The sequence below is a fragment of the Labrenzia sp. CP4 genome (assembly GCF_001579905.1).
Classification (GTDB): Bacteria; Pseudomonadota; Alphaproteobacteria; order Rhizobiales; family Stappiaceae; genus Roseibium; species Roseibium algicola.
In genome coordinates this window covers 192,407-215,134 of the sequence record NZ_CP011927.1, presented here as the reverse complement: position 1 = coordinate 215,134, position 22,728 = coordinate 192,407, and the positions used below count along the sequence as shown (strand labels likewise).

General features: G+C 59.4%; 23 protein-coding genes. 8 read left to right on the top strand and 15 right to left on the bottom strand.

Features of this window, described 5'->3' with window-relative positions; genetic code table 11:
* The first annotated feature begins 33 nt into the window (after positions 1 to 33).
* From ACP90_RS01015 to ACP90_RS00995, 5 genes are read left to right on the top strand one after another with little or no spacing between them, the layout of a single operon-like run.
* Positions 34 to 639, top strand: coding sequence for a glutathione S-transferase family protein (locus tag ACP90_RS01015; protein ID WP_062486065.1), 606 nt, complete (start codon positions 34 to 36; stop codon positions 637 to 639).
* The gene (locus ACP90_RS01010; protein WP_062486063.1) at positions 636 to 1,178 is read left to right on the top strand and encodes an urease accessory protein UreE; all 543 of its coding nucleotides are present in this window, start codon (positions 636 to 638) and stop codon (positions 1,176 to 1,178) included. Before ACP90_RS01015 ends, ACP90_RS01010 begins: the two co-directional genes overlap by 4 nt.
* A complete protein-coding gene (locus ACP90_RS01005) occupies positions 1,171 to 1,902 on the top strand; it encodes an urease accessory protein UreF (protein WP_062486059.1) in 732 nt (243 codons plus the stop codon). Before ACP90_RS01010 ends, ACP90_RS01005 begins: the two co-directional genes overlap by 8 nt.
* Positions 1,899 to 2,516, top strand: a complete 618-nt coding sequence (gene ureG, locus ACP90_RS01000; RefSeq protein ID WP_023002497.1) for an urease accessory protein UreG — start codon at positions 1,899 to 1,901, stop codon at positions 2,514 to 2,516. The genes ACP90_RS01005 and ureG overlap by 4 nt, the downstream gene beginning before the upstream one ends.
* A 21-nt stretch (positions 2,517 to 2,537) precedes the next feature.
* A complete protein-coding gene (locus tag ACP90_RS00995) occupies positions 2,538 to 3,242 on the top strand; it encodes a hypothetical protein (protein ID WP_062486056.1) in 705 nt (234 codons plus the stop codon).
* A 67-nt stretch (positions 3,243 to 3,309) separates the two neighbouring features.
* On the opposite strand, the gene ACP90_RS00990 is transcribed toward ACP90_RS00995, so the two are convergent.
* Positions 3,310 to 5,313: a VWA domain-containing protein gene (locus ACP90_RS00990; protein ID WP_082809628.1), complete on the bottom strand. Its 2,004-nt coding sequence runs from the start codon at positions 5,311 to 5,313 to the stop codon at positions 3,310 to 3,312.
* A 158-nt stretch (positions 5,314 to 5,471) separates the two neighbouring features.
* Between ACP90_RS00990 and ACP90_RS00985 the strand changes: the two genes are divergently transcribed.
* Positions 5,472 to 5,870 (top strand): DUF1761 domain-containing protein, encoded by a 399-nt coding sequence (locus tag ACP90_RS00985; protein WP_062486050.1) that lies wholly within the window; start codon positions 5,472 to 5,474, stop codon positions 5,868 to 5,870.
* 205 nt (positions 5,871 to 6,075) lie between these two features.
* A complete protein-coding gene (gene acs / locus ACP90_RS00980; RefSeq protein ID WP_023002493.1) occupies positions 6,076 to 8,013 on the top strand; it encodes an acetate--CoA ligase in 1,938 nt (645 codons plus the stop codon).
* A gap of 87 nt (positions 8,014 to 8,100) precedes the next feature.
* Here acs and ACP90_RS00975 read toward each other — a convergent pair whose 3' ends face one another.
* From ACP90_RS00975 to trmD, 6 genes are all read right to left on the bottom strand, one after another.
* Positions 8,101 to 9,525 (bottom strand): TadE/TadG family type IV pilus assembly protein, encoded by a 1,425-nt coding sequence (locus tag ACP90_RS00975; protein WP_023002492.1) that lies wholly within the window; start codon positions 9,523 to 9,525, stop codon positions 8,101 to 8,103.
* A 150-nt stretch (positions 9,526 to 9,675) separates the two neighbouring features.
* Positions 9,676 to 11,013 (bottom strand): TadE/TadG family type IV pilus assembly protein, encoded by a 1,338-nt coding sequence (locus ACP90_RS00970; protein ID WP_062486048.1) that lies wholly within the window; start codon positions 11,011 to 11,013, stop codon positions 9,676 to 9,678.
* A gap of 310 nt (positions 11,014 to 11,323) precedes the next feature.
* A complete protein-coding gene (locus ACP90_RS00965) occupies positions 11,324 to 11,881 on the bottom strand; it encodes an HNH endonuclease (protein ID WP_006936861.1) in 558 nt (185 codons plus the stop codon).
* Between the two features lie 383 nt (positions 11,882 to 12,264).
* Positions 12,265 to 13,677 carry a 3-isopropylmalate dehydratase large subunit gene (gene leuC / locus ACP90_RS00960; protein WP_062486044.1) on the bottom strand — a complete coding sequence of 471 codons (1,413 nt, stop codon included), beginning with the start codon at positions 13,675 to 13,677 and terminating at the stop codon, positions 12,265 to 12,267.
* Between the two features lie 304 nt (positions 13,678 to 13,981).
* On the bottom strand, positions 13,982 to 14,452 hold the full coding sequence (rplS, locus tag ACP90_RS00955; RefSeq protein WP_023002488.1) for a 50S ribosomal protein L19: 471 nt from the start codon (positions 14,450 to 14,452) through the stop codon (positions 13,982 to 13,984).
* A 223-nt stretch (positions 14,453 to 14,675) separates the two neighbouring features.
* Positions 14,676 to 15,386 carry a tRNA (guanosine(37)-N1)-methyltransferase TrmD gene (trmD, locus tag ACP90_RS00950; protein WP_062491229.1) on the bottom strand — a complete coding sequence of 237 codons (711 nt, stop codon included), beginning with the start codon at positions 15,384 to 15,386 and terminating at the stop codon, positions 14,676 to 14,678.
* A 181-nt stretch (positions 15,387 to 15,567) separates the two neighbouring features.
* Here trmD and ACP90_RS00945 point away from each other — a divergent pair, with 181 nt between their 5' ends.
* Positions 15,568 to 16,101, top strand: a complete 534-nt coding sequence (locus ACP90_RS00945) for a hypothetical protein (protein ID WP_062486039.1) — start codon at positions 15,568 to 15,570, stop codon at positions 16,099 to 16,101.
* Here the strand turns inward: ACP90_RS00945 and rimM are convergent.
* The 8 genes from rimM to ACP90_RS00905 all read right to left on the bottom strand — a co-directional run bounded on the left by rimM (position 16,050) and on the right by ACP90_RS00905 (position 22,686).
* Positions 16,050 to 16,604, bottom strand: coding sequence for a ribosome maturation factor RimM (gene rimM / locus ACP90_RS00940; protein ID WP_023002485.1), 555 nt, complete (start codon positions 16,602 to 16,604; stop codon positions 16,050 to 16,052). The genes ACP90_RS00945 and rimM overlap by 52 nt on opposite strands.
* Before the next feature lie 50 nt (positions 16,605 to 16,654).
* On the bottom strand, positions 16,655 to 17,053 hold the full coding sequence (gene rpsP, locus ACP90_RS00935; protein WP_023014459.1) for a 30S ribosomal protein S16: 399 nt from the start codon (positions 17,051 to 17,053) through the stop codon (positions 16,655 to 16,657).
* Between the two features lie 19 nt (positions 17,054 to 17,072).
* Entirely contained in the window at positions 17,073 to 17,396 is a 324-nt protein-coding gene (locus ACP90_RS00930; protein ID WP_062486036.1) for a chorismate mutase, read from the bottom strand.
* The gene (gene ffh / locus ACP90_RS00925) at positions 17,393 to 18,934 is read right to left on the bottom strand and encodes a signal recognition particle protein (RefSeq protein ID WP_023002482.1); all 1,542 of its coding nucleotides are present in this window, start codon (positions 18,932 to 18,934) and stop codon (positions 17,393 to 17,395) included. The genes ACP90_RS00930 and ffh overlap by 4 nt, the downstream gene beginning before the upstream one ends.
* 354 nt (positions 18,935 to 19,288) lie before the next feature.
* The gene (locus tag ACP90_RS00920; RefSeq protein WP_023002481.1) at positions 19,289 to 19,903 is read right to left on the bottom strand and encodes an exopolysaccharide biosynthesis protein; all 615 of its coding nucleotides are present in this window, start codon (positions 19,901 to 19,903) and stop codon (positions 19,289 to 19,291) included.
* Between the two features lie 134 nt (positions 19,904 to 20,037).
* On the bottom strand, positions 20,038 to 20,910 hold the full coding sequence (locus tag ACP90_RS00915; RefSeq protein WP_023002480.1) for an isocitrate lyase/PEP mutase family protein: 873 nt from the start codon (positions 20,908 to 20,910) through the stop codon (positions 20,038 to 20,040).
* Positions 20,911 to 20,920: 10 nt separating this feature from the next.
* A complete protein-coding gene (locus tag ACP90_RS00910; RefSeq protein WP_023002479.1) occupies positions 20,921 to 22,195 on the bottom strand; it encodes a TRAP transporter large permease in 1,275 nt (424 codons plus the stop codon).
* Positions 22,192 to 22,686, bottom strand: coding sequence for a TRAP transporter small permease (locus ACP90_RS00905; RefSeq protein WP_023014458.1), 495 nt, complete (start codon positions 22,684 to 22,686; stop codon positions 22,192 to 22,194). Before ACP90_RS00905 ends, ACP90_RS00910 begins: the two co-directional genes overlap by 4 nt.
* Positions 22,687 to 22,728 lie beyond the last annotated feature (42 nt).

The window sequence follows — 22,728 nt, the reverse complement described above, 5'->3', positions numbered from 1 at the left end:
GCTCCGCAAGAACGCGTACGGGAGAGGAAAGGCATGTATAAGATCGTCGGATTTCCGCGGACCCGCGCCATGCGGGTGATGTGGCTGCTTGAGGAACTGGGCGAACCCTACGAGGTTGACCCGGCTCTGCCGCAGTCAGATACCGTCAAGGCGCTCAATCCAAGCGGCAAGGTGCCCGTGCTGGTCGACGGTGACGCCGTCATCACCGATTCCGTCGCAATCTGTACCTATCTGGCCGACAAGCACGGCCGGTTTACCTTTCCTGCCGGAACTCTTGATCGCGCCCGTCAGGACAGCATCACCCAGTTCGGTGTCGATGTGCTGGAAGGCGCGCTCTGGACCGCTGCGAAGAACACCTTCATCCATCCCGAAGATGTCCGTGTTCCGGCGGTCAAGGACGTCTGCCGGCACGAATTCGAGCAAGGCCTGAAAACGCTGGAAACGCTGATCGGTGACGGTCCCTATGCCATGGGCGAAACCTTCACCATTGCCGACATCATCGTCGGGCACTGCTCCGGCTGGGCACTGGCCGCCAAGTTCGACCTGCCCAAAGAAGGTCCGGTCTACGATTATTTCAAACGCCTCAGGGAGCGCCCCGCTTTCCAGGCCATGATGGCAAAGGTGATGGAAGCCACATGATCCGCGTCGCGAAAATCCACAAGGCCGAAACTTGGACCGGCGATGTCACCGACCGGGTCACGCTTGACCGGGAAGACCGGTATCGGCGCAGGGCAGTCCTGACAGGCGCAGCCGGGTTGACCTTCCTGCTGGATGAACCGATGGCGATCCATTTGCGCCATGGCGACGGGCTGGAACTTGAAGACGGTCGGATCGTCGAAGTTCTCGCAGAACCTGAGGAAGTGGTCGAAATTCACGCCGACGACACCGCACACCTGGTGAAGATCGCCTGGCACCTGGGCAACAGGCACCTGCCGACGCAGCTCATGGGCAATACCCTGCGGATCCGGCGGGACCACGTGATTGAAGACATGGTGGTAAAGCTCGGCGGCCGGCTGACCAGGCTATCCGCGCCCTTCGATCCGGAAGGCGGCGCCTACGGCCATGGTCGCACCCACGGGCACGATCATGGTCACGGGCATTCCCACGACCATCATCATGGGCACAGCCATGACCATGGCCACAATCACGGCCACGGGTCCGGACATTCCCATGACTGAGCCCTCAGCTCCGCGACTGCCCCTGTCACCGCAGGCGCTCTACCGGCTGCAGGCCTTTCTCTCACCGGCCTTTCCGATCGGCGCCTTTACTTACAGCCACGGGCTGGAACAGGTGATCGAGCAGGGCGGGGTGGCAAGTGCGGCGGAACTTGGCGTCTGGCTGCGTGAAATCCTCCGCTTCGGCGCTGGACGAAGCGACGCCATCTTGCTGAAGGAAACCTACCGGACCGCTCTTGCGGGAGATCGAGCGACCGTTGACGAGCTGCGTGACCTGGGGCTGGCCCTGCAACCCTCCAGGGAGCGGCATCTGGAATCCAGTGCCCAGGGCAGCGCCTTTTTCAGAGCCGTGTGCAACAGCTGGATGCCGGAAGCGGGCACCGAGGCCGCACGCCTGTTTCACGAATTCGCGGGCGAGGAAAACACATCCTGGCCTTACCCGGTAGTGCTGGGACTTGCCGCAGCGGCTCACGGCTTGCCGGTGGACGCCGCGCTTCACTGTTTCCTGCATGCTTTCGCGGCCAATCTGATTTCCGTCGCCGTGCGGGTGGTGCCGCTTGGCCAGAGCGACGGCCAAAAGGTGCTGGCTGGTCTGGAACCGGTGATCTTCGAAATTGCAGAAGAGGCCGAGGCGGCAAGTCTTGACGATCTCGGCACCTCCACCTTCCTTGCAGATATCGCCTCCATGGCACATGAAACCCAGTATTCGAGGTTGTTCCGTTCATGACTTCCCAAAATGGTCCCTTGCGCGTCGGCATCGGCGGTCCCGTCGGTTCCGGCAAGACCACGCTGACCGACAAGCTGTGCAAGGCCATGCGCGACCGCTACTCGCTCGCCGTCATCACCAATGACATCTACACAAGCGAGGACGCCGAAGCCCTGATGCGCTCGCAGGCCTTGACCAGTGACCGCATTCGCGGTGTCGAGACCGGCGGCTGCCCGCATACGGCAATCCGTGAAGACGCCTCCATCAATCTGGCAGCGGTGGCGGACCTGACCAAAAGCATCCCGGATCTCGACCTGATCCTGATCGAATCCGGCGGTGACAACCTAGCAGCAACCTTTTCACCGGAGCTCGCCGACCTGACGATCTACGTGATCGATGTTGCCGCCGGCGAGGAAATTCCGCGCAAGGGCGGGCCGGGCATCACGCGCTCCGATCTCCTGATCATCAACAAGACCGACCTTGCGCCCTATGTCGGCGTCAATCTGGAGGTCATGGACCGGGATGCAAAGAAGATGCGCAAGGAACGACCCTTTGTTTTCGCCAATACAAAGGCGGGAGAGGGCGTCGAATCCGTGGTAGACTTCATCGTCCAAAAGGGTGGGCTGAACGCTTAAATCTTCGATGTTGATGGCCGAATGATCGCTGGCAGACAGGATGCCTGCGCGCATAACAATGCGCTCTGGTGCGATGCGGTCCTGAAAACCGCAGGTGCGAAAACCGAATTTCATGCAGGGTTCTGGTGCGCTCGGGACAAGGCCCTGCCGCTCTATCCGAACATTGTCACCCTGTCGCCGAAGCAGGGAGCGGATTTTTATGCCGCGCTGCCCGATTTGCCGAAGGAGGCCGGGGTAAAGGACAGTTTCGACAGTCTGGATCTGGCACCTTACGGCTTTCAGAGGCTTTTTACCGGCACCTGGCTGTTTCGTCCGCCGCCAAGTGCCAAACGTGCCTCGATCAGCTCCGATTGGCACAAGGTGGCGACATCGGAAAGCCTGAAGAAGTGGCTGGCCGGCTGGAACGAGAACGAAAGCCTCCATGCGGTTTTCCCGTCCAGACTGCTGGAACGCAAAACCATCGATTTCGCCGCCATCATCACGAACGGCAAGGTGAAGGCAGGGGCGGTCTTCAACACCGGTCCGAAGCTTGACGGCAAGGATATCCTTGGCCTTTCAAACGTCTTCTGCCGCAAGACCTGGCTCTACAGTGCTCTGCATGATCTTCTGGAACCGTTTCCGAACCGGTCGATTTGCACCTACGAATATGATGCAAGCGTGCTACCGGTCTATCGGCAACTCGGTTTCGAGCCTTGCGGACAGCTTTCCGTCTGGCTGAAACAGTAGCTCCGGACAGAGCGAAGCCCGCAACTTTACAGCTGCGGGCTCCGATTTTCGTTGATGACCGGTCGCGCTATTTCACCGTCACGGTCTGCCGCGCAACGATTTCCGCGTCACCTGCGGACAGCACGAAGCGCAGCTCGTAAGTGCCCGGCTCTTCCGGTGTCCGCACCTCCACAACGCCGTTGGAGATGTTGTCCGCAATCTCCCAGGCCCCCGGCGCCGTACTCCAGGCATCCTGAGACGGTTCGGCAAAACCGATGAAGTTGCTGCTGTTGGCCGGGCCGCTCGCCTTTACGCTGACATAGCTGGCAGCCGGAACTTCGGACGGGCCTTCCAGCGTCACCTTCGGATCCGTGATCTTCAACGGTTGGCTGGCCAGGATCTTCGATCCGTCGGACGTCGAGAGAATGTAACGCAGCTCGTAATCGCCCCGAGCCAACGGCGCGATGATCGAGACACTGTCCCCATCCGGACGTTCGTAGGTCACATAGGCCGAAGGGTCGGAGCCGACCGGCGCGATGCCGATCCAGTCGTCGGGCGCCTTTGGACCGCTCCAGGTCACGTTCAGTCTGCCGGCCGCCTCAACCGTGCTGTCGGCCTGAAGCGTTGCTGCACTTTCGCCAACGGTTAGCGGTTGGCGCGTCAGGATCGTCTGGTCGATGCCGGTGACATAGATGACATCATAAGTGCCGGCTTCACTCGGTGCCTGAAGGGTGACGGGAGACCCGTCGGCAGTGCCTTTCCAGCGGCCCTGGTAATCGTCAACCGTGCCGTCCTTCGGAACGATCCCGATCCAGTCCTCCGGCCCGTTCGGACCTTCAAAGGCAATCTCCACCGGCTGACCGGCGGCAACTTCGGGGGCGTAGGTCAGGATTGCCTGGACTTCGGTCACCTTGATCTGCGCCTTTGCCAGAACACGTTCACCGCTATCGGCCCAGACATAGACGATTTCATAGTCGCCCGGCTGGGTTGGCAGGGCCAGTTTGGCGGGATTACCGTCGCGCACATACACCCAGAGATCCCGTTCGAGCCTGTTTCCGTCCGGGGTGACGACACGCAGGAAATCACCATCCAGGCTCGGGCCTTCAAAGGCAACTTCCAGCAGCGAGGTTGCAGGTGCTTCAGGGGAGGCGGGCGTGACACTTGCCTCGGGAAGATTGCCGTCGAGAAGAACAGTCTGCTGGCCGCCCTTGTCGGACACCTCAAGCGATGCACCGCCTGCCTTTTCACCAAGTTCTGCACTGACGACGTAGGATCCCGGCTCGAGCTCAACCTCGACGCTGCCACCTGTCATGCCGGACGCAACCACGGTCTCGTCTTCGACGGTTGCCACTGTCCATTGCACAGGGCCTGAAACAGGCTGGCCGCTTTCCTTGTCCGCCGCCGTCAGGACTGTCACAGGCAGAGGCGCTTTTTCCTCAACCGCGGCGACGCTTTCCTTCAGCGCTTCGGTCAGGCCGTCGGCGTCCTTGGCGTTCCAGTAGGTGCCGCCTGTCAGATGCGCAATACAGGCAATCTTGGCCTGATCCGCCTTGGAAGCGATGTCGAAACCGATGACATGGGCCTTGAAATCGACACCGGACTTGGCAAGTGCCTCGGCGAGGGCGCAAGGATCCCCGCCGCAGGTCTCGATACCATCTGAGATCAGGATCAGCCGTCCCGGGCGGTCGTTCTGCGCCAGAAGTTCCGCGGCCTGCCGAAGTGTTTCCGTAATTGGCGTCTTGCCGCGCGGCGTGAGCGCCTTGACGCTCTGCACCAGTTTGGCGCGGTCCAGCTCACTCACCGGCACCAGCGTTTCCACATCGCCGCAATCCGCCTTGCGGCGATGACCATAGGCCATCACACCAGCCCTGGTTCCATCCGGAAGACCGGCAACAAAGCCTTCGAAGGCAGACCGGGCAATTTCCGCTTTCGCGGTACCGTCGATCTGGCCCCACATGGAATTGGAAGAATCCAAGACGAACAAAAGATCAGAAGGTGTGTCCGTCTGTGCCCCTGCAGGGGACATGAACATCGTGCCGCCGATGAGGGCGGCTCCCATAAGTCGAAACACAGGTCGCTTTGAAAAGAGCATGAAACCTTGGGCTCCTGTAATGATTTTTCGAAAAAGCCTTATCCGGAAAGGAGATAGGCGAGACGGGCCGAATTTAGAGACACTTGCAATCCCGAAGTGTGATAAAAGTCGCAAGTAGACAGAATTGCCAAGGAAAAAATGACGTTGGGAGACCTGCAATGATGTTCGACGGTATCAACCTGATTGCAGTTGCTGCGGCCGCCATTGTGTCTTTCCTGTTCGGCGCGCTCTGGTACGGCATCCTCGGCAAGGCCTGGATGAACGCCGCCGGTCTGACCAGGGAGCAGACGAGGCCAAACCCGGTTGTCTTTGCAACGGCCTTTTTCTGCCAGATCATCATGGCATTCGTCTTCGCGGGCGTGATCTATCACACCGGTGGAACCGATATCAGGAACGGCATCATCTCCGCGCTGATGATCTGGGTCGGCATCGTCATGACCACGCAGATCGTCAACCACCGCTTTCAAGGGCTGTCCTGGAACCTGACGCTGATCGACGGCGGTCACTGGCTCGGGGTACTGCTTGTCCAGGGTATCGTGATCGGATGGCTGAGCTGACGTGATCGCCGGGAAATACGCGTAAATCCGTACGAGATTGAAGGTCTTAGGCCTTGCCATAGACCAAAGACTCGCCGACTAAAGTACCAAGTCTAGGTTCTGGACGCTTTGAGGGGCCATACGCATAATGGCCCCGGCAAAACAAGGCCGCGGAAGGGAGAACTCGCTTACCGCAGGTCCAATTGTGGTTTCTGGGAGGTTTCACATGACTGAGTCCGTATTTCCCGTTCCCGCGGAGGTTGCCGCGCGGGCGCATGTCGACAATGCCAAATATCAGGAAATGTATCAGCGTTCCGTGGAAGACCCCGACGGCTTCTGGGGTGAGCACGGCAAACGGGTGGACTGGATCAAGCCTTTCACCAAGGTGAAGAACACTTCCTACGACTATCACAACGTTTCGATCAAATGGTTCGAGGACGGCACGCTCAACGTTTCGGCCAACTGCGTTGACCGCCACCTGGAAAAGCGTGGCGACCAGCCCGCGATCATCTGGGAAGGCGACGACCCGAACGAGCACAAGGTCATCACCTACAAGGAACTGCACCGCGAGGTGAACAAGTTCGCCAACGTGCTGCACGGCCAGGGTGTCAAGAAGGGCGACCGCGTCACCATCTATCTGCCGATGATTCCGGAAGCAGCTTATGCAATGCTCGCCTGCGCCCGCATCGGCGCTGTGCATTCCATCGTCTTCGGCGGATTTTCACCGGACAGCCTTGCCCAGCGTATCGAGGATTGCGCCTCTGAATGCGTGATCACGGCAGACGAGGGCCTGCGCGGTGGCCGCAAGGTGCCGTTGAAGGCCAATGTCGACAAGGCTGCTGAAAAAGCGCCGGTAAAGAGCGTCATCGTGGTCAAGCGCACCGGCGGCGACATTGCCATGCAGGCCGGCCGAGACGTCTGGTACCACGACGAGGCGGACCGTGTGTCCGACCATTGCGCGCCGGCGGAAATGAACGCGGAAGATCCGCTCTTCATCCTTTACACCTCCGGGTCGACCGGCAAGCCCAAGGGTGTGATGCACACCACCGGCGGCTACCTGGTCTACGCCTCCATGACCCATGAATATGTCTTCGACTATCACGAAGGCGACGTCTACTGGTGCACGGCGGATGTGGGCTGGGTCACCGGTCACAGCTACATCGTCTACGGCCCGCTTGCCAACGGCGCCACCACGCTGATGTTCGAAGGTGTTCCGACCTATCCCGGTCCGGGCCGCTTCTGGGAAGTGTGCGACAAGCACAACGTCAACATCTTCTACACGGCGCCCACCGCCATCCGCGCCCTGATGGGCGCCGGCGACGAACACGTCACCAAGACTTCGCGCAAGTCCCTGCGTCTACTCGGGTCCGTGGGCGAGCCGATCAATCCGGAAGCCTGGACCTGGTACTACAATGTGGTTGGCGACAAGCGCTGCCCGATTGTCGACACCTGGTGGCAGACCGAAACCGGCGGCATCCTGATCACCCCGCTGCCGGGCGCAACCGACCTGAAGCCAGGTTCCGCCACACGTCCGTTCTTCGGCGTCCAGCCGGCGATCGTCGACGCGGAAGGCAAGTTCCTGGAAGGGGCAACGGAAGGCAACCTTGTCATCAAGGACAGCTGGCCGGGCCAGATGCGCACGGTCTATGGCGACCATGAGCGCTTCGTCCAGACCTATTTCGCCACCTACAAGGGCCTCTATTTCACTGGTGACGGCTGCCGTCGTGACGAGGACGGCTACTACTGGATCACCGGCCGCGTCGATGACGTCATCAACGTTTCCGGTCACCGCATGGGCACGGCGGAAGTCGAGAGCGCACTTGTGGCGCATCCGAAGGTTTCCGAGGCCGCTGTGGTCGGCTATCCGCACGACATCAAGGGACAGGGCATCTATGCCTATGTCACGCTGATGGAAGGCGAAGAGCCGAGCGACGACCTGAAGAAGGAACTGGTCAAGCATGTCCGCTCGGAAATCGGGCCGATTGCCTCTCCGGACCTGATCCAGTTCGCACCCGGCCTGCCGAAGACCCGGTCGGGCAAGATCATGCGCCGTATCCTGCGCAAGATCGCCGAAGACAGCTTCGACAGCCTGGGCGACACCTCGACCCTGGCCGATCCGACCGTCGTCGACGACCTGATAGACAACCGCCAGAACCGCGGCTGACCGGCACACTCCGGACTATGAAATGCAAAAAGGCTCGCCACCCGGCGAGCCTTTTCAGTTTGGTCGACCCGTCCCAAAAAGCTTCGATTACCTCGAAACGTAGATCTGCTGGATCTTCTTGGCGATATTGGCAAAGGCGTTGATCAGCTCGTCCGAACTCGTTGCCTTGTAGAAATTGCCCGTGCTGGCGCAGGACTGCATGTTTCTCGACCCGGCCGAGGTGTTGCTGGTGCCGAAATAGACGCCGAAGATCGAAATTCCTTCGTCCTTCATGGCCTGGCAAAGCGCGCGCTGAGCCGTTGAGGAATTGTTGCTGTAGCTCTCGCTTTCGCTGCGTTCCTGCCACTGATTGATCGTAACCGTCTCACACTTGTACTGCCAGCCATGGCGTCTGGAATAAACCCAGTCGCATTCTTCCCGTTCGCCGATGTATTCGTAGTACCGGTTGTTATCCCCGTCGGTCATGATGATCGCGAACTTGAGAACATCCTCGTTGTCATAAGGCTCCGGCTTGCTTGCAAGGGGCCATACGTCCGAATAGTTCGGCGAGATGCTGTTCCAGCCCCAGACCACACCGGTCTGGCCTGCCGTACCGCCGTTATCATCCAGGTCGGCGATCGCATCGAGCAACTCGTCCCGGTCGGATGTCAGCGGGATCATCTTCGACGTGCTGGAACAATTGTTGCTGCCACCGCCGTAAAACACGGCCTTCGGCGGCGGATCGGTCTTGTCGTAGTAATTGTAGGTCTTGTCGGTGTAGCGAACTTCGTAGAGATCTTCGCCGTCGTCGTAATCCTGGCGTTCCGTCACGCATTTGCTGCTGTCGGCATAGCCGAAGAGGCCGCCCTTCACCTTGGAAGCGTAAGCTCCCAGGTTGACCCCCTGGCTGTATGGCACCAGCGAGATACGGACCTTGCTTTCGGATTCTTCGGTTCCATCCGGGATCAGGATGTTCACCAGGCCTTCGGAGGCATCCCGCAGCGTATCCATGTCGTTGCGCATGGACCCGGTAACGTCGACGACGAGGGCCAGTTCGACGTCAAAGCGTGAGTAGGTGACCTGCGAGCTCGTTCCGAAGCTGAATGTTTCCGGGCCGAGGGCACTCTTGCCGTATCCGCCCATGTCGATGAAGTAGTTCTTGAGAGAGGCCGTGGACGTTACCTTGATGGTGCCGTTGTCCGGATCGACGACGAAGTCAAGATTGTCGATTGCCTCGTCCAGGAATTCGACGTCGGCCAGGTTGGCCTTGAAGGAATCCGCCAGTGCCTGCTTGATCTGGTCGTCGCTCATGACGCTGGTCGACAGGTCCGCCGCGACCGAAAGTGCCGCGGCATCAATCGCAAAGGACAGTTTTTCGCGCGCATTCACCGTTCGGGACACGTCGATGGTAATCCCCGCGATCACGACGATCAGGATCACCAGCATACCGAAAATGGGCAAAATGGATGCTTTGCGGTCGCCGGTAAACTCTGCAAGCAGGGGTCGGCAAATGAGACGCTTCAAATACTGCATTACTGCCTCGTCATTTTGTGAGACAGTTACTCTAGAAAAGTACCTAATTCCTTAAACGGAATGTAGAAAATAGGGGGTTGTTTCCGTTTGGTAAACCAATCGGAAAGAATCGAGACTGACGCTTTTCGCTGGCCGGTCGTCCGGCAGTTCTTATTTGGACAGGTAGATCGACTGGATCTTCCGCGCGATGTTTGCGAACGCTCCTATGAGTTCATCGGACGATGCAGCCTGATAATAGTTTCCCTGGCTTGCGCAGGACTGCATGTTTTTTGCCCCTGCGGATGTATTGCTGGTTCCGAAGTAAACTCCGAAAACCTGGATATTGGCAGCCTTCATGGCCGCACAGATGTCTCGTGAGCGGACGGAAGAGGTGTTGTTGTAGCTTTCGCTTTCACCTGTTTCCCGCCAGGCGTTCACGGCCACTGTGCTGCATTGCCAGGTCGACTTGCCGTTTTTCTTGACCCAGCCGCACTGCTCCTCCTGTTCGATATATTGGTAATACCGGTTGTTGTCGCCGTCAGTCATGATGATCGCGAACTTGAGCGTATCGCCGTCTGAATAGGCCGCAGGCGCGCTGTCCGCAGGCCATACGTTGGCGTAGTTCGGCGACAGGCTGTACCAGCCCCAGGCAACCCCGGTCTGACCCGCGGTACCGCCAGTGTTGTTGAGAGCAGAAATCGCCGGCAGCAACGTGGAGCGGCTCTTGGTCAATGGCACCAGCTTGGACGTGGACGAGCAACTGCTGCTGCCCCCGCCAAAAAAAGTCTGTGCCGGAGGAGGGCTGGACTTCTTGTAGTAGTTATAGGGATCGTCCGTGAGCATGACCTCATAGGTGGAATAATCCTGACGTTCCGTGACGCAGTTGCCGCTGACGCTGTAGAAATCGCCGCCCTTTACCTTTTTTGCATAGGTGCCGAGGTTGACGCCCTGGCTGTAGGGAACCAGCGAAATGCGCACCTTGGCATCGTCTTCTTCCACGTCCTCGGGCAGCAGGATGTTGACCACCGCCGCCGAGGCTTTGCGCAGCGTGTTCATGTCACTGGAGGACATCGAGCCGGTGACGTCCACCACAAGGGCCAGCTCCACGTTGAACTTGGAATAAGAGACCTGTGAACTGGTTCCGAAGGCAAAGGTCTCCGGACCCAGGTTCTTCATCATGTAGCCACCGAAATCGATGAAGTAATTCTGCAGGCTGGCCGTCGAGGAGACCTTGATGGTTCCGTTTTCCGCATCGACCACAAAGGTCAGGTTCTTGATGGCTTCGGTCAGAAACTCGGCGCCGTCCAGGTTGGACTTGAAGGAATCCGTCAGCGCCTGCTTGATCTGTTCATCCGTCATGAGCGATGTGGACAGATCCGCCGCCACGGACAGTGCGGCCGCATCGATCGCATAAGACAGCTTCTCACGGGCGTTGACCGTGCGCGAAACGTCCACGGCTGCGCCCATGACGACGATCAGAAAAATCACCATCAACGCAAAGATGGGCAAAACGGCCCCTTCACGTTGCGTGAGAAATCGTCTGTTTATTTTGAAATTCCAGAAAAGAAGAGACATGTATGGCGCCGCCTTAAGGGAGATAAAGACAGCTACTACACACTTTAAGAAAAAACGGTGAATGAACTTTGGGAACGAGGTTAAAGCCTCGTTAAAATCAAATATTCAACGGCATAAATACATCCACTGGATGTCAACTGCCAGTTGCCTGCAACGTGGAATAGGCGCTCCGACGCAGACGCGTTGTCACCGTCACGAGGGCATTTGATGACCCCGCCTGAAGGCTCGCAATACGAACCGGAGACTACGGTTCCAGCTCGGTATCCCAGTAGAGGAAATCCAGCCAGCTATCGTGCAGATAGTTGGGCGGGAAACCGCGGCCGTTGTTGTGCAGGTCCTGGATGGTCGGCTGGAACGGCATGTGCATCGGCCACATGTTCAGTTGCTGGCACGACTTGTTGGACTTGCGCAGATTGCAGGGGGAGCAGGCGGTGATGACATTGTCCCAGGTCGTCAGACCACCCTTGGAACGCGGCACAAGGTGGTCGAAGGTCAGCTCATCCTTGGAGCCGCAGTACTGACACTGGAATTTGTCGCGGAGAAAGACGTTAAATCGGGTAAAGGCAGGGTATCGGCTGGGTTTCACGAAGGTCTTGAGAGAGACCACACTGGGTAATCGGAACTCGAAGCTCGGACTTCGAACCGCCGCATCGTATTCGGCAACAATGTTCACCCGGTCCAGGAACACAGCCTTGATGGTATCCTGCCAACTCCACAGCGACAGGGGGTAGTAGCTCAAAGGCCGGTAATCCGCATTGAGCACCAACGCCGGATGGGCGCCCGACGAAACCGCTATCGTCACCTTCCGCTCCTCATTCCCAGAGCATGCCGAATCCACACGCGGATGCGTTGCTCTAACGACTTACGTTGGATCAACTTCCAGCAATCAGGTGCCAACTGACAGCGCGTTGACCTGTCGGAATGTCCGTTATCCGGTCAATCGGACAGCGGAACAGTCCTTTTGTGACCGGAGTATTGTAGTGCCGAGGTGACAGTCTTGTGAAGCCCGGGAAAATCATTTCTGAGTGCAGTTGTCGCCAGATCAGACCCGGCAAAGGATTTTTCTTAACTACATGAATTATTTACGCAAAAGCAAAATCCCCTGCGTCATTGTGACTGTTTTACGGGGAGAAGCAAAAAGGGCGCCTTGCGGCGCCCTTTCTCACGAACCGAAATGCGGTCGAATCAATTAGTCGTCCACTCGCGGATATCGACAAAATGGCCGGCGATTGCCGCCGCTGCCGCCATGGCCGGCGAAACCAGATGGGTCCGGCCCTTGTGACCCTGACGGCCTTCGAAGTTGCGGTTGGACGTCGACGCACAGCGCTCGCCCGGCTTCAGCTTGTCCGCATTCATGGCAAGGCACATGGAGCAGCCCGGCTCACGCCATTCGAAGCCTGCTTCCTTGAAGATGACGTCCAGACCTTCTTCTTCGGCCTGTTCCTTCACCAGACCAGAGCCCGGGACAACCATGGCGCTGACGCCTGCTGCCACCTTGTGATTGCCGATGACGGCCGCCGCAGCACGCAGGTCTTCAATGCGGCCGTTGGTGCACGAACCGATGAAGGCACGGTCGATCTTGATGTCGGTGATCCTGGTGCCCGGCTGCAGGCCCATGTATTCCAGGGCGCGCTTCTTGGACTCGCGGCGGTTTTCATCAGCGATTTCGGCCGGATCCGGCACGACACCTTCCACCGAGATGACGTCTTCCGGAGACGAGCCCCAGGAAACGATCGGCGGCAGGTTGGCGGCGTCCAGCTCGATGACCTTGTCGAAATAGGCGTCCGCATCCGAATGCAGGGTCTTCCAGTAGCCGAGAGCCATGTCCCAGGCTTCGCCCTTGGGCGCCTTGGGGCGGCCTTCGATGTACTTGTAGGTGATTTCGTCCGGTGCAATCAGGCCTGCACGTGCACCGGCCTCGATGGACATGTTGCAGACCGTCATGCGGCCTTCCATTGACAGGGCACGGATTGCTTCGCCGGCATACTCGATCACGTAGCCGGTGCCGCCTGCGGTACCGATCTTGCCGATGATGGCCAGAACGATGTCTTTCGCGGTGACGCCGGCAGGGATCTTGCCGTCGACCTTCACCAGCATGTTCTTGGCTTTCTTCTGGATCAGCGTCTGGGTGGCCAGAACGTGTTCCACTTCGGACGTGCCGATGCCGTGGGCGAGGGAGCCGAAAGCGCCATGGGTGGAGGTGTGGCTGTCGCCGCACACAATGGTCATGCCGGGCAGGGTGAAGCCTTGCTCGGGACCCACGATGTGAACGACGCCCTGACGCATGTCGAGTTCGGAATAATACTCGATGCCGAATTCTGCCGCGTTCTTGGCCAGCGTGTCGACCTGCAGGGCCGATTCCGGATCATCGATGCCGTGACGGCGATCGGTGGTCGGAACGTTGTGGTCGACCACGGCAAGCGTCTTCTCCGGCTGGCGCACCTGGCGGCCGGCCATGCGCAGGCCTTCGAAAGCCTGCGGGCTGGTAACTTCATGCACCAGGTGGCGATCGATGTAGAGCAGACCGGTTCCGTCCGGCTGCATGTCGACCACGTGGTCGTCCCAGATCTTGTCGTAAAGCGTCCGTGCGTTGGCCATGGGTCTCTCCTCGGTCCATCCGAGCAAACGGTCAAACGGTCTAAAGTTTGCGAAATGCCCGGTGATGCCCGTCGCGGCGCGTCCAGCCGCAAGGGTCTATCCTCGTTTATCGTAGCTAGTGAATGACGCAGCGCCGCCTGAAGGTCAAGCGTTCCGAGTTGAGCTGAATTCAACTCAGATTGACCGGCGCAGGAAGAACGGGGCGCAAAACCCCGGATTTGCATCGGACTGCACCAGAGTTTGGCGCAAATGCAAAAAAGGCGGCCCGAAGGACCGCCTTTTCGAAACGTTTTGCCGGGCCGGCTTATTCGGCTGCGTTCTCTGCAGCTTCCTTGGCAGCGGCCTTGGCTTCTGCAGCAGCTGCCTTGGCAGCAGCCACTTCCGCACGCACTTCTTCGTTGAGGCGCTTGGAACGAGCATTGGTGTTTTCGACGATACGGGCAGACTTGCCGCGACGGTCGCGCAGGTAGTAGAGCTTCGCGCGACGGACCTTACCGCGGCGAACCACTTCAACGCCTTCCAGCATCGGGGAGTAGACCGGGAAAACGCGCTCGACGCCTTCACCGTAAGAAATCTTGCGAACCGTGAAGCTCTCGTTGATGCCGCCGCCGGAACGGGCGATGCAGACGCCTTCGTAAGCCTGGGTACGGGTACGCGTACCTTCGGTGACCTTCACGTTGACGCGAACGGTATCACCAGGAGAAAATTCCGGCAGCTTGCGCTGCTCTTCGATTTTCGCCATTTCCTCAGCATTGAGCTGCTCGATGATGTTCATGGCATATTTCCCTTTTGAATTACAAAGCGGTCAGAGCGTTTTCCGGTTTTGGCCGGAAACGGGTTCACCGACTTTGGGCCATGTTGCTTGTCGGCTGGGCTTTCCTGATTTTCCGGTCCTTTTGGTCCGGTTCAGGACGCAGGTCTTTCCAAGGAAAAGACACAACTTCACCCAGCTTCGGCGCGCGTATACAGGAAATTTGCGCCACTGTCATGCGGATTCTTCAATCCACGTCGTCTTCATCCGCCATGTAGGCATCCCAGAGATCCGGCCGCCGCTCGCGTGTCAGGCGCTCGGCTTCGGCCATGCGCCACTCGTGGATCTTCCGGTGATTGCCCGAGGTCAGAACCTCGGGAATGGTCAGGCCTTCGAACTCGGCCGGCCGCGTGTATTGCGGGTGTTCCAGCAAGCCACCTTCGAAGCTTTCGGTTTCTGCACTGTCCATGTTGCCCATGACACCAGGGATGAGCCGGACAACAGCGTCCAGCATGGTCAGCGCGCCGATTTCGCCGCCGGACAGGATGTAGTCGCCGACGGAGACTTCCTCCAGGCCGCGCGCGTCGATCACCCGCTGGTCGACCCCCTCGAACCGGCCGCAGACGATGACTGCGCCAGGGCCTTCGGCAAGTTCATGCGCACGGTCCTGGGTAAAAGGCGCCCCGCGCGGGCTCATCAGGAGCCGCGGGCGCGGGTCGTCAGCGGGGGCCGCCGCATCAATGGCCCTGGCCAGGATATCGGCCCTGAGCACCATACCGGCACCGCCACCGGCCGGCGTATCGTCAACGGAGCGGTGCTTGTCCGTCGCAAAGTCGCGGATCTGGCTGGTTTCCAGCTGCCAAAGCCCCTTGTCCAGCGCCCGGCCCGAAAGGCTGTGGCCCAGGGGCCCTGGAAACATGTCCGGGTAGAGCGTCAGAATGGTTGCCTTGAACGTCATTACGCCTGTCAGTTCTGCTGATTGGCCGGTATGTCCGGGTCCAAAACCGCCCATTGGTTAACGAGCCGTTTACCGCTTTCCTAAAAACCTGTCGAATTCTTCAGGGTAGCCGCCGGAAAGAAAGCTCTGATTAAGGCTCGCAGTATAAAGTGGCAAGAGCGTTTCAATCGGGTTTATTGCCGTGGCAAAATTTCCAGTCCTGCGTTTCAAGCTTCCCCGTTTCATTCAGGTTCATGTCGACCGCCACTATCTCGACATTTCCCTGAGCCGCGTGCTGCCCCTGTTCGCCTTGATGACCTTCGGCGTGCTGGCCGGCCTTGTGTTCAACACCGGCGTCGGCCACCCCTATGACAAGGTCATCCATATCGGCTTTTTCGCACTTCTGACCCTGTCGATCCATGCGCTGTTCTGCTGCCGGCTGCGCATTTCCGCCGTCGTCGCCTTCGGCATGGGTCTCGCGGGTGAAGTGGTGCAGGGCTTCATTCCCCACCACGAAATGTCGTTGCAGGATGCTTTTGCCAACGGCATCGGGGTTGCACTGGTCGTCGCACTGATTGCGCTGAAGCGTTCCGAGGTTCGGCAGGCTGTCCGCCAGGACGTTCCCGCGGAGGATCGCGAAGAACTCAACTTGCACAAGATGGGCTTGCAGCCCGTGCCGACGCGTTACCTGTCCGGCTCGTCTTCCGAAGGCTCAGGAGCTCCTTCGGAGAAGTAATCCTCCGGCAGTGAAGCGCTGACCCGGCCGTTCTCCAGGTCGATCTCCGGCACGAATTCCTTCGTGAACGGAACATAGAAGCTGCGGCCGCGTTTTGGCCGGACTTCCAGCAGATCGCCGGCTCCGAAATCCTGCACCGCAATGATCTTCCCGAGTGTCTCGCCAGTCTGGTCGAGCACATCGAGGCCGGTCAGGTCGGAATAGTAGAATTCGTCTTCTTCAGGTTCGGGCAGCTGGTCACGGTCGATAAAGAGATCGACACCGTTCAGCTCTTCCGCCTGGTTGCGGTCCGCGATCCCCTTGAACTTGGTGATCACCACCGTCTTCTGCACCCGCGCCCGTTCCACCTCGAAGGAACGTTTGCCGTCCCGGGTGGTCAGAATGCCATAATCGGCAAAGGAAAGCGGGTCATCGCCGTAAGGTTTGACCCGCACTTCCCCGCGAATGCCATGCGCCGCACCGATCTTGGCCATCAGTACCTTCTGATCGTCCTTGGACGTCATCTCAAAAGGCTCCCTGGCCAATGTCTTCCGGTGCGGCTTGGCGCATCTGCTTATTCGGCAGCTGCTTCTTCTGCCGGAGCGGCAGCAGCTTCAGCGGCAGCAGCAGCTGCTTCTTCTTCAGCCTGACGCTTGGCTTCAACGCGTTCCTTCGCCTTTGCGCCCAGCTCGGCTTTCTTCGGGTTGTTGCGCGGCTCACGCTTCAAGAGGCCGGCAGCATCCAGGAAACGGTGAACGCGGTCGGTCGGCTTTGCGCCGCTGTCCAGCCAATGCTGAATACGCTCGACGTTCAGGGTCACGCGGTTTTCGGAATCCTTCGGCAGCATCGGGTCGTAGGAACCGACCTTTTCGATGAAACGGCCATCGCGCGGGGAGCGGATGTCAGCAACAACGATGCGGTAGTACGGACGCTTCTTGGAACCGCCACGTGCCAGGCGAATTTTCGTAGCCATTTTTATGTCTCCAGTTTGTTCAGTTGCCGGCTTCAGCGGCAATGGCTTCGTGGTGCCGGATCACTTCCTTGACGATGAAGTTCAGGAATTTCTCGGCAAAGTCAGGATCGAGATTGGCGTCGCCCGCAAGCTGGCGCAGCCGTTCGATCTGAATTTTCTCCCGCGCCGGATCAGCCGGCGGCAGGTCGTTGGTGGCTTTCAGCACCCCCACTTTCTGGGTGCACTTGAACCGTTCGGCGAGCATGTGAACAAGAGCCGCATCAATGTTGTCGATGGACGCCCGAAGAGCCTTCAGTTCGCTCAAGGCGGGGCTTTCACCCAGCTTGGTCTCCGCTTCGCTCATCGTTTCTTGCCCTTGCCCATACCCGGAAACCCGGGGAGTTTCGGACCGCCAAGGCCTGGAAGACCCGGCATGCCCATGCCTGGCGGCAGACCGCCGCCCAACCCGCCGGGCAGGCCTTTCGGCATTTCCATGCCACCCGGCAACTGGCCGGACTTGGCCATTTCCTCAAGCTGCTTGGGATCGACATCCGGCATTCCGCCGCCGCCAAGGCCGCCCATCAGCTTGCCCAGCATGCCTTTGCCCTTGCCCATCTTCTTCATCATGTCCGCCATCTGGCGGTGCATTTTCAGAAGCTTGTTGACGTCGGCCACATCCATGCCCGACCCGGCTGCAATACGCTTTTTGCGGCTGGCCTTGAGCAGTTCGGGCTTCTGACGCTCGGCCGGTGTCATCGATTCGATGATGGCGACCTGACGCTTGAACATCTTGTCGTCGATGTTCGAAGCCTCGATCTGCTTCTTCATCTTGCCGATGCCCGGCAACATGCCCATCATGCCGGACATGCCGCCCAGCTTTTCCATCTGGCGCAGCTGCTCGGCAAGATCTTCCAGGTCGAAGTGACCCTTCTGCATCTTCTTCGCCATTTTCGCGGCCTGTTCCGCGTCGATGGCTTCTGCAGCCTTTTCCACCAGCGAAACGATGTCGCCCATGCCGAGGATGCGGTCTGCGATCCGGCGCGGGTGGAAGTCTTCAAGTGCGTCTGATTTTTCGCCGGTACCGATCAGCTTGACCGGCTTGCCGGTAACCGCCTGCATGGAGAGCGCCGCACCGCCACGGCCGTCGCCGTCCATACGGGTCAGGGCGATCCCGGTGATGCCGACGCGTTCATCGAAACTCTGCGCCAGGTTGACGGCATCCTGACCGGTCAGGCTATCCGCCACCAGCAGGATTTCATGCGGCTGGGCAGCGGCTTTCACCTCTGCCATTTCAACCATCAGCGGCTCGTCGATGTGAATACGGCCGGCGGTGTCGAGCATGACCACGTCATAACCGCCGAGCTTGGCGGCGGACATGGCCCGCTTGGCGATTTCGACCGGGCCCTGGCCGGCAACGATCGGCAGCGTATCGATGTCGTTCTGCTCACCCAGAACCTTCAGCTGCTCCTGGGCAGCCGGACGGCGGGTGTCGAGCGATGCCATCAACACCTTGCGCTTGTCGCGCTGGGTCAGGCGGCGGGCAATCTTGGCCGTGGTGGTGGTTTTACCGGAGCCCTGCAGACCGACCATCATGATCGCCACCGGTGCCGGAGCGTTTAGGTCGATCGGATGGGCTTCTTCACCGAGCATCTCGACCAGCTGGTCATGAACGATCTTCACGACCATCTGGCCCGGGGTCACGGACTTGACCACCTCGGCACCGACGGCGCGATTGCGCACCTTGTCGGTGAAGGAACGTACGATCGGCAGCGCAACGTCGGCCTCGATCAGCGCGCGGCGGATTTCGCGCAGCGCCTCGTTGACGTCGTTCTCCGACAGCGCACCGCGGCCGGTGAGCTTGTCGAAAATACCGCTTAATCGATCGGACAGGCTTTCAAACATCAGTAGTCCTTGAATAGTCTCGGTTTCGGGAAGTCTCCCGAACCATATGGGCAACCGCCGGTCATTTCCAACCGGATCAATCCGCGCAAAGCAGTTTGACACCCGAGGGCGCAACGCGCTGTCGGATGTTAACCTCCGGGAACTCTTTACACCTTTGCGGGTCCCGGTCGGCGGATCGAAATTTCAATCACTCATATGGAGTTCGCGGGGATATGCCCGAAACCCGGGCAAGAGTCAAGGAAGCGGCGGAAATTCCCGTTTTCCTTGATCCGGATTTCTGTCTCTACCCCGTGATCTCGTGGCTCGACCATGGGATCCATGCCGTTTCGTCTTGTCGAACACCTTGTTTTCCGCTCACGCCATGAACGCTTGCGTGCTGATCGCAATCGACGTCAGGATGGCGATGGTGAGCAGCACCGCGGCCAGACCCAGCAGCAGACCGAAGATGACGACAAGTCCGTCGCGCTCGACAATGCCGACGCCGGCGATGAACAGCGCGACCGCCGGAAACCAGCCGCTGAGCGGCACTGGCAGAAACAACGTGAAAGCAATGACGAACAACGCAAGCCCGAGCAAGCGCTCATGTTTTCGTGCAAACAGACCTTCGTACCGGTGGGCCAGCACGCGCTCCAGCCGCATTGTGACGGGACGCAGGCGCACCATCGTTCGCCGCAGCTTGTTGTGATTGAGCGACAGGCGTGCAAGCGGCCTGGGCAGTTTCACATGCGGAAAGCCGAGCACCATCTGGAACGTGGTGACGAGCACAGGCAGACCAGTGACGAGCGAGGAGCCGGGAGGCAACGGCAGAAGCGTCAGCAGGGAAAACAGCACAATCGCCCAACCGAACGACGTCTCGCCCAGCGCCAACAGCAAATTGCCGAGCGTCAGTGTGCCGTCCCGGTGCTGGTCGCGCGATGTCCGCAGGATCGGCAGCGACAGCGAAGGTCTTCGGCGTCTTTCGCCCTGCATTCAAGATTTCCGTTACAGCTTCTGAGTCGCGCAGGGTCTAACATTCCATCTGCAATAAATCCAACGCCGAGTAGCACGGGTTGGCGTATTTTGCAGTTCGGCAGAACGACCGGGTTCCGGACAGTCCGGCCGCATCAATCCCGCTTGGATGTCTCGTATTTGGCCGAAACCTCATAATAGTCGTTGAAGCCGATCCGGTCCCGCAGCTCCTTGAAGTCCATGAGATCCGGTGTTCGATCCTGGTCGCTCTTCAGCTGCTGCAACGTCGCCACCATTGCCTTCATGGCGCTGGCCATCAGGGTCAACGGATAGGCGGCAATGGCGTATCCGATGTCCCGAAGCTCTTCATGCGAAAGGTCGGGAGTTTCGCCGCCTTCCACGATGTTGGCCATCTTCGGGCCCGGCAGTTCCCGGCAGATTTCCTGCATTTCGGCAACCGTCTTGGGCGCCTCGACAAACAGGATATCAGCGCCGAGTTCCTTGAACTTTGCCGCCCGGGCAATTGCCTCGGCAAGGCCGTGCTCATGACGGGCATCGGTCCGGGCAAGGATCAGGATATCGGCCCCTGCCTCCTTGGCATCCTGCGCCGCCCGGATCCGGTCAAAGGCTTCCTCGCGGGAAACGACCGCCTTGCCAGGCGTGTGACCGCAGCGTTTCGGAGCCACCTGGTCCTCGATCATCACGGCCGCAGCGCCTGCCTTGGCCATGCCGGTCACGGTCCGGCGCACGTTCATGGCATTTCCGTAACCTGTGTCGCCATCCGCCAGCAGCGGAATCCGGACCGCATCGGTGATGTTACGCGCCTGATCGAGCACTTCGCCATAGGACATCAGCCCCAGATCCGGCTGCCCGATCCGCGATGCGGAGGCGGCAAAGCCGGACATGAAGGTGAGATCGAACCCTGCCTGCTCGATCAGCTTGGCGGACAAGGCATCATAACAGCAAGGCATGACGTGAAGTTTCGGCTGCTCCAGCAGCGCGCGAAGGGTAGCTGCCGGTGACGGCATGACAAAAACCTCAGAACTTGAATGGCAGATAGAGCGCGAGATCGGTCCAGACATACAGGATCGCGACCGAAATCAACATAATCACCAGGAATGGCAGCACGCCACGGGAGACGTCGGACAGTTTCGATCGCGCGACTGACTGGATGACATAGAGATTGAGCCCGACCGGCGGTGTGATCAGGGCGCATTCCACCATGACGACCATATAGACGCCGAACCAGATCGGATCGAAGCCCAATGCCATGGCTGCCGGCAGCAGCACGGGCGTCATGATCAACACCATGGACAGCGCCTCGAACACCAGCCCCATGATCAGAAGCACGATCGACACCACGATGATGAATGCGAGCGGCGTATCGATGGTCTGGCCGATGAAGACCGAGATATCCTGCGGGATCCGGTAAAGCGTGATCGCCTTGCCGAACACCTTGGCCCCGGCGATGATCAAGACGATGGCAACGGTCGTCACCATGGCATCGAACGCCGCTTCCTTCAGACCTTGCCAGGTAAGCGTACGCAGGATGGGCCCGGTAATCAGAAGCGCCACGGCAAAGCCGATAGCTGCAGCTTCCGTTGGTGTCGCCGCGCCGCTGTAGATGGCGCCGATAACAACAAGCGCCAACAGGATCGAGGGAAATGCCCGCACAGTTGCCCGCATCCGCTCGTCCCAGCTTGACGCCGGCTCCGGCGTGTAGCCGCCGAACCAGCGGGCATAGACCATGGAAAAAACGATGAAGAACACCACAAGCATAAGGCCCGGGCCAACACCCGCCAGGAACAGCGCGATCACCGACTGTTCGGTAACGAAGCCATAGACGATCATCGGGATAGACGGCGGGATCAGAATGCCGAGCGTGCCACCGGCAGCAAGCAGGCCGTAGACGAATTTCCGCTCATAGCCGCGCTGGATCATTTCCGGGATCGCAACTGTTCCGATGGTGGCGGCCGTTGCCACCGACGATCCGGAAATGGCTGCGAAAATGGCGCAGGACAGGATGGTCGCGACGGCCAGTCCACCCGGCCAGTGACCGACCCAGGCATGAACGGCGGCAAAGAGATCCCGCCCGACCCCGCCTTTCAGCAGGATGTTGGACATCAGCAGGAACAGCGGTACCGCCAGAAGAATGAAGCCATCCAGCGTCGACAGGATCGCTTGGGGCGCCATCAGCGGCGAGAAACCACCGAGAATGAGCATTCCAAGGCCGAGACCGCCCAGCGCGAACGCCACCGGCACGCGGATCAGCAACAAGGTGAACAGCGAAGCGAGAATGAGAACTGTCGTCATTCCATCACCACCGCTTCATGATCGCCCGACTTGGGCTTCTGGCCCAGTTCAATGAGGGCCTGCACGAACAGAAGTGCAAACCCGACCGGAACGGACAATTCGGAGATCCACATGGGAAGGTCCAGCATGGAGCCCGAGGTGCGGCCTCGCTCGAAGGAATCGTAGAAGATCCCGCCCCCCTTCCAGGCGACCAGGATGCTGAACACCGCAACAAAGCCCATGGCAACCACATGGCAGGCGCGGCGCCAGCCCGGGCTTAGCTGGTCTGTCAGCGCATCAACCGCAATGTGCCGACCGGCTTTTAACAGCCATGGCATGGCAAGCATGGTGCCCCAGATCAGGCACAGCTGAGACAACTCCGACGCCCAGATGGTCGGTGCAACGAAAAGATACCGGGCCAGAACTTCATACGTGAGCATGCAGCCCACGGCGACGAACAGCAGCGCGGCGATCCAGGCAAAGGCCTGAAGAAGAAAATAGAAGGCTTTCATGAAACCATCTGTCGATCGAGCAATCGGCAAGGCCGGGAAAAG

Coding starts and splice junctions, on each gene's coding strand:
- rplS (WP_023002488.1), bottom strand. CDS start 14,452: ATGAACATCATCGAGCAGCTCAATGCTGAGGAAATGGCGAAAATCGAA.
- ACP90_RS00920 (WP_023002481.1), bottom strand. CDS start 19,903: ATGCAGGGCGAAAGACGCCGAAGACCTTCGCTGTCGCTGCCGATCCTG.
- ureG (WP_023002497.1), top strand. CDS start 1,899: ATGACTTCCCAAAATGGTCCCTTGCGCGTCGGCATCGGCGGTCCCGTC.
- ACP90_RS01010 (WP_062486063.1), top strand. CDS start 636: ATGATCCGCGTCGCGAAAATCCACAAGGCCGAAACTTGGACCGGCGAT.
- leuC (WP_062486044.1), bottom strand. CDS start 13,677: ATGGCCAACGCACGGACGCTTTACGACAAGATCTGGGACGACCACGTG.
- ACP90_RS00995 (WP_062486056.1), top strand. CDS start 2,538: ATGATCGCTGGCAGACAGGATGCCTGCGCGCATAACAATGCGCTCTGG.
- ACP90_RS00930 (WP_062486036.1), bottom strand. CDS start 17,396: ATGAGCGAAGCGGAGACCAAGCTGGGTGAAAGCCCCGCCTTGAGCGAA.
- trmD (WP_062491229.1), bottom strand. CDS start 15,386: ATGACGTTCAAGGCAACCATTCTGACGCTCTACCCGGACATGTTTCCA.
- ACP90_RS00975 (WP_023002492.1), bottom strand. CDS start 9,525: ATGCAGTATTTGAAGCGTCTCATTTGCCGACCCCTGCTTGCAGAGTTT.
- ACP90_RS00915 (WP_023002480.1), bottom strand. CDS start 20,910: ATGCCGTCACCGGCAGCTACCCTTCGCGCGCTGCTGGAGCAGCCGAAA.
- ffh (WP_023002482.1), bottom strand. CDS start 18,934: ATGTTTGAAAGCCTGTCCGATCGATTAAGCGGTATTTTCGACAAGCTC.
- rpsP (WP_023014459.1), bottom strand. CDS start 17,053: ATGGCTACGAAAATTCGCCTGGCACGTGGCGGTTCCAAGAAGCGTCCG.
- ACP90_RS00985 (WP_062486050.1), top strand. CDS start 5,472: ATGATGTTCGACGGTATCAACCTGATTGCAGTTGCTGCGGCCGCCATT.
- ACP90_RS01015 (WP_062486065.1), top strand. CDS start 34: ATGTATAAGATCGTCGGATTTCCGCGGACCCGCGCCATGCGGGTGATG.
- ACP90_RS00905 (WP_023014458.1), bottom strand. CDS start 22,686: ATGAAAGCCTTCTATTTTCTTCTTCAGGCCTTTGCCTGGATCGCCGCG.
- ACP90_RS01005 (WP_062486059.1), top strand. CDS start 1,171: ATGACTGAGCCCTCAGCTCCGCGACTGCCCCTGTCACCGCAGGCGCTC.
- rimM (WP_023002485.1), bottom strand. CDS start 16,604: ATGACGTCCAAGGACGATCAGAAGGTACTGATGGCCAAGATCGGTGCG.
- ACP90_RS00990 (WP_082809628.1), bottom strand. CDS start 5,313: ATGCTCTTTTCAAAGCGACCTGTGTTTCGACTTATGGGAGCCGCCCTC.
- ACP90_RS00910 (WP_023002479.1), bottom strand. CDS start 22,195: ATGACGACAGTTCTCATTCTCGCTTCGCTGTTCACCTTGTTGCTGATC.
- acs (WP_023002493.1), top strand. CDS start 6,076: ATGACTGAGTCCGTATTTCCCGTTCCCGCGGAGGTTGCCGCGCGGGCG.